Origin of the sequence: Paraclostridium benzoelyticum (genome assembly GCF_001006285.1) — a bacterium.
GTDB lineage: Bacteria > Bacillota > Clostridia > Peptostreptococcales > Peptostreptococcaceae > Paraclostridium > Paraclostridium benzoelyticum.
This window is the reverse complement of the sequence record NZ_LBBT01000060.1, coordinates 1-5,453: the sequence shown is the minus strand read 5'-3', so window position 1 is coordinate 5,453 and position 5,453 is coordinate 1. Positions and strand designations below refer to the sequence as shown.

The 5,453-nt window shown below is 29.0% G+C and carries 6 protein-coding genes; 3 read left to right on the top strand and 3 right to left on the bottom strand.

Annotated elements, in window-relative coordinates:
* On the top strand, positions 1-681 hold a 681-nt coding region (locus tag VN21_RS03075; RefSeq protein WP_052951964.1), incomplete at its 5' end, for an IS3 family transposase.
* A 43-nt stretch (positions 682-724) separates the two neighbouring features.
* On the opposite strand, the gene VN21_RS03070 is transcribed toward VN21_RS03075, so the two are convergent.
* A complete protein-coding gene (locus VN21_RS03070; protein WP_046821998.1) occupies positions 725-1,381 on the bottom strand; it encodes a YitT family protein in 657 nt (218 codons plus the stop codon).
* 254 nt (positions 1,382-1,635) lie between these two features.
* Here VN21_RS03070 and VN21_RS03065 point away from each other — a divergent pair, with 254 nt between their 5' ends.
* Positions 1,636-2,847: a glycine C-acetyltransferase gene (locus VN21_RS03065; RefSeq protein ID WP_046821997.1), complete on the top strand. Its 1,212-nt coding sequence runs from the start codon at positions 1,636-1,638 to the stop codon at positions 2,845-2,847.
* Positions 2,848-2,876: 29 nt separating this feature from the next.
* The gene (locus VN21_RS03060) at positions 2,877-3,851 is read left to right on the top strand and encodes an L-threonine 3-dehydrogenase (RefSeq protein WP_046821996.1); all 975 of its coding nucleotides are present in this window, start codon (positions 2,877-2,879) and stop codon (positions 3,849-3,851) included.
* A gap of 72 nt (positions 3,852-3,923) precedes the next feature.
* Here VN21_RS03060 and VN21_RS03055 read toward each other — a convergent pair whose 3' ends face one another.
* Entirely contained in the window at positions 3,924-4,538 is a 615-nt protein-coding gene (locus tag VN21_RS03055) for a DUF488 domain-containing protein (RefSeq protein WP_046821995.1), read from the bottom strand.
* 180 nt (positions 4,539-4,718) lie between these two features.
* Positions 4,719-5,438, bottom strand: coding sequence for a DeoR/GlpR family DNA-binding transcription regulator (locus tag VN21_RS03050; RefSeq protein WP_046821994.1), 720 nt, complete (start codon positions 5,436-5,438; stop codon positions 4,719-4,721).
* Positions 5,439-5,453 lie beyond the last annotated feature (15 nt).

The window sequence follows — 5,453 nt, the reverse complement described above, 5'->3', positions numbered from 1 at the left end:
ATTTATGGATATAGACGTATGACTATGAATATTAATAGAAGTTTAAAAAAGATATATAATCATAAAAGGATTTATCGATTAATGAAATCATTAAAATTAAAATCCGTTATTCGTAGGAAGAAAAAAAGGTATATCAAAAGTATACCTCAAATAACAGCTGAGAATATATTAAATAGAAGTTTTAGTGAGGCTACGCCTAATAAGAAATGGTTAACTGATGTAACAGAGTTTAAGTTAATGAATGGAACTAAAGCATATTTAAGTGCAATATTAGACTTAGGTGATAATAGTATCGTTTCATATGTGTTAGGACGTTCAAATAATAATCAATTAGTATTTGATACATTTGATTTAGCTACTAAAAATAATCCTACGGCGAAGCCATTATTTCATAGTGATAGAGGATTTCAGTATACAAGTAAAATTTTCAAAGCAAAATTAGATAATATATCTGCAACTCAAAGTATGTCCAGGATTGGACGATGTATAGATAATGGACCAATGGAAGGGTTTTGGGGAACACTTAAATCAGAAATGTACTATTTAAGAAAATTTCAAACTTTTGATGAGTTAAAAATAGCAATCGATAATTACATAGATTTTTATAATAATGTAAGGTTACAGAAAAAACTAAAAGGTCTGTCTCCGATGGAATATCGAAGCCAGACCTTAGTTGCATAATTTTTATTATTTCCACTGTCTACTTGACAGGGGGCAGTTCAAACTATGCTACTTCTTCTAATTTTTCTTCATTCTCTTGTTCTTTAATATTTTTCTTTTTCTCTATTTTTTCTATTACTCTATCTATCAATAATCCATTTAAAACTATAACTAACATAGAATATATTCCTTTTTTAAGTCCAAAAGTGAATCCTCCCATTATAGCAACAAATAAATCCACTATTAAAAGTGATATTCCTATATTAAATGTAGTATATTTATTTAATATCTTAGCTAAAATGTCTGTACCTCCAGTAGATGCGTTCGTTGCAAAAACCATGGCTAGACCTATAGCTGTTACTAATGTCCCTACTATTACAGCCGCTAGTAAGTTTGTAGTTAAAGCTGTTGAGTTTAAAATTTTATCCATAAAATCTATTACTACAGACAACATAAAACTTGCATATATTGTTTTTAATCCAAAATCTCCACCTATTAAAATAAATGCTATTGAAAATAGTATTAAATTGCCTATAAATATTATAATCCCCATAGATAAACTAGGCAAATAATGATTTATTATAAGAGCTAAACCACTAAGTCCTCCTCCAGCTATATCATTAGGTGCAAAAAAGTACTGTATTCCAATAGCAACTAAAATTACTCCTATCGTTACAACAATATATTCTTGTAATCCTTTAATACAATCTGATTTTTTCATATTCAAGACCTTCCTTCGTTGTCAATGTTTTTTAAACGCAACTATTAGAATATCAAACTTTTAATGTTTTTGGTAGTAAAAGTCTTGGCATTTTTGTATATTTTTTTATATTTAATAAAAAAAATTCCATTTATAATACATGCTGTTTATTTTTGTTATTTTTTTAGAAAATTTGATTTTCGATTATCATTTACAACCTTTAATATTGAAACTTAAAATTATATTAGTACAAATTTATATTAGGGGGATAAATTATGAATTTAGATATAAGTTCAAAAAGTAAGGCACTATCTACTTTTCTTAATAAAAATCTTAACGATTTAAAATCTAAGGGTCTATATAACAAAATCGATTCTCTTCAAAGTTCTAATGGTCCTATCATTCAAATAAATGGAAACAATCTAATTAACCTTTCATCCAACAATTATCTTGGACTAGCTACAAATAAAAATTTGATAAATGCTACTATCAAGGCTACAGAAAAATATGGAGCTGGTGCTGGTGCAGTAAGAACAATAAATGGTACGTTAGAAATCCATGATATTTTAGAAAATACTATAGCTAAATTCAAGGGTACAGAATCAGCTATAGCTTTCCAATCAGGATTTAATTGCAATATGGGAGCTATTCAAGCTGTCATGGATAAAAATGATGCAATTTTATCAGATGAACTTAATCATGCATCAATAATAGATGGATGCAAACTTTCTGGTTCCAAAATAATAAGATTCAAACATTCAGATATGAATGATTTGAGAGAAAAAGCCAAGCAAGCTCAAGAAAGTGGATTATATAAAAAAATAATGGTTATAACTGATGGAGTTTTTTCTATGGATGGAGATATATCTAAGCTTCCTGAAATAGTTGAAATAGCTGAAGAGTTTGACTTAATTACTTATGTTGACGATGCTCACGGTTCTGGAGTTACAGGAAAAGGAGCTGGAACTTGCAAACACTTTGGTCTATCAGATAAAGTTGATTTCCAAATAGGTACACTATCTAAAGCTATAGGTGTTGTGGGTGGATATGTTGCAGGATCTAAAGATTTAATAGATTGGCTAAAAGTTAGAGGAAGACCATTCCTATTCTCAACATCGCTTACTCCTGGTGCTGCTGCTGCTTGTACCGAATCTATAAATATACTTATGAATGATGATACTTTAGTTCAAAAAGTTTGGGAAAACGGAAACTACCTTAAATCTGGATTAAAATCTTTAGGATTTAATATAGGAAATAGTCAAACACCTATAACTCCATGTATTATCGGAGATGAAGCCAAAACTCAATTATTTAGTAAAAGACTACTAGAAGAAGGTGTTTATGCTAAATCAATAGTATTCCCTACTGTTCCTAAAGGTACAGGAAGGGTTCGAAATATGCCAACAGCTGCTCATACAAAAGAAATGTTAGATGATGCTTTAAGTATTTATGAAAAGGTAGGAAAAGAATTAGGAGTTATTAAATAAATTTTTTAATTTTGTAGGGGGGTAATTATATGAAAAAAATTCTTATTACTGGAGCTCTTGGTCAAATAGGTTCTGAGTTAACATCAAAACTTCGAAAGGATTACGGGGTAAGCAATGTTTTAGCTACTGATGTCCGCTCAATAGAAGAAAGTACAGTTGTAAATAATGGTTTATTTGAAACTTTAGATGTTATGGATATTGAAGCTATGGGAAAACTAGCGAAGAAACACAATGCAGACACTATAATACATCTAGCATCTTTATTATCTGCAGTAGGAGAACAAAAACCTCAATTTGCATGGAAGTTAAATATGGGTGGTTTGGTAAATGCTTTAGAAGTTTCTAAAGAGACTAATGCTACACTATTCGCTCCTAGTTCTATAGCAGCATTTGGACCTAATTCTCCAAAAGATTTAACTCCTCAAGATACTATACAAAGACCAAATACTATGTATGGAGTAACTAAGGTTTCAGGAGAATTGTTATCTGATTATTACTTCCATAAATTTGGAGTAGACACAAGAAGTGTAAGATTCCCTGGGCTTATATCATACGTAACTCCTCCTGGTGGTGGAACAACTGATTACGCAGTTGATATATACTACGAAGCTTTAAAAAATATGAAATATGAATCATTTATAGCTGAGGGTACGAAAATGGATATGATGTATATGCCCGATGCTCTTCAAGCTGTCATTGATCTACTTGAAGCTGATAGTTCCAAATTGATTCATAGAAATGCATTCAATATAACAGCTATGAACTTCTCTCCTGAAGAGATAGCAGCTGAGATTAAAAAGAATATGCCTAAATTTGAATTTAGCTACAATGTTGATCCAGTTCGTCAATCTATAGCTGAATCTTGGCCTAATTCCATAGATCCGTCTTGTGCTGTTAATGAATGGGGATTCAAGTTTGAATATGATTTAAGAAAAATGACTATAGATATGCTAGAAAAATTAAGTGAGAAAGGTATCGGTAAAGAAAGGGTTCATAACGTTTAGAATATAATTAAATAAGCTGCCTCTAAGTTTTTATAATCAATACTACATATGTTTAGGCAGCTTATATTTTATTTATTTAATATTTTCTGTCCTATATCCAATCTCCTTATTAGCTAACTTGTACCCTTGTTCTATCATATCTTGCTTGCTTTGTCCTTTTCCTATTAAGCTATCTATGCTAATTTGATTTCTATCTTCAAAATACTTATTAAGCAAATCTTCCTCTATATCATCTTGAGTAGCTAAAGTTCCTTCATGTAATATATAATTAACATCTATACCTTCATTTTTTAAAAATCTACCTACCATAATGCTTCTATGACATCTTATAGGCTCTTGCATTGCCCCTAATAAAACTATTCTATATCCCATTTCTATTCCGTTTTTGATTCGTTTTACTCCTTTTAAAAATACATCCTCTTTTATAACCTCATCAAAATCTGCATATCCTTCATTATTATATGATTCTTTGCTACCTCTTTTAGCGCCAAACTCTTCACCCATATAAATATATGTATATCCATCCTTTTTTAAAATTTCTCTAAAATATTCTTTGTTGTACTGCACATTATATTTAGAATATGGTGTTTCTCTTATATCAACAATACAGTTAATATTATACTTTTTAATCATCTCAATAAATTTTACATAAGGATAGTTTGAATGCCCAATCGCAAAAATTTCCATAACTTCATCCTCCTTAGTCATAATCTAATAAAATACTATTTAAATATATTATCACTTAATACATCTGCACTCGCATAATTTTTTAGTAAATTACTTCTATGTTCCCAATAGATACTGATGCACACTTATTTTTTAAGATATCATCAATTTTTATACTTATCAAATTTAATACCCCTTTAATTAATCTATAATTCTATCTTCGGTTATTATAGCTGTTATCTCTTCTAAAGTTGCAAATTTATAAAACTCATCATAATTAAATTTCTCTTTTTCCATAACTAAATATATCTTCGTTGAACATTCTATTATTGTTTTCTTTGTATCTCCATCTTCTAAGTATATTGTACTTACATACCCAGTTTCTTTATTAATTCCACCTAATCCTATAAAAGCTTTATCATATGCAAATTTTCTAATATATCTATCTGCTGCCGCTCCTACTGTAGCTCCTATTTCTTTATTGAATTCTCCTCCAATACAAATAACTTTTATATTATTATTCATTCTTAGTTCTAGCACAATTTCTATCATGTTTGTTACAACAGTAATTGTTTTATTAGTATTGTTTAACTCTTTTGCAATTTCTAAGTTAATTGTTGAAACATCCAAAAAAACTATATCTTTATTTTCTATTAAATCAATTGCCTTTAATGCAATTAATTTTTTCTCTTGAGTATTTATATTTTTTCTTTCATCAATATTCTTGATGTCTATGTGATTTTTTTGAGCAATTGCCCCTCCATATACTCTTATTAAATATCCTCTAGATTCTAATTCTTTTAAATCTTTTCTTATGCAATCTTCTGTAACTTCAAATAATTTAGATAGTTCTTTTACCTTTACTCTTCCATTCTTTTTTATTATATTTACAATATTTTCATATCTTTCCTCTAGAAACAAATGTTTTCACCTCTT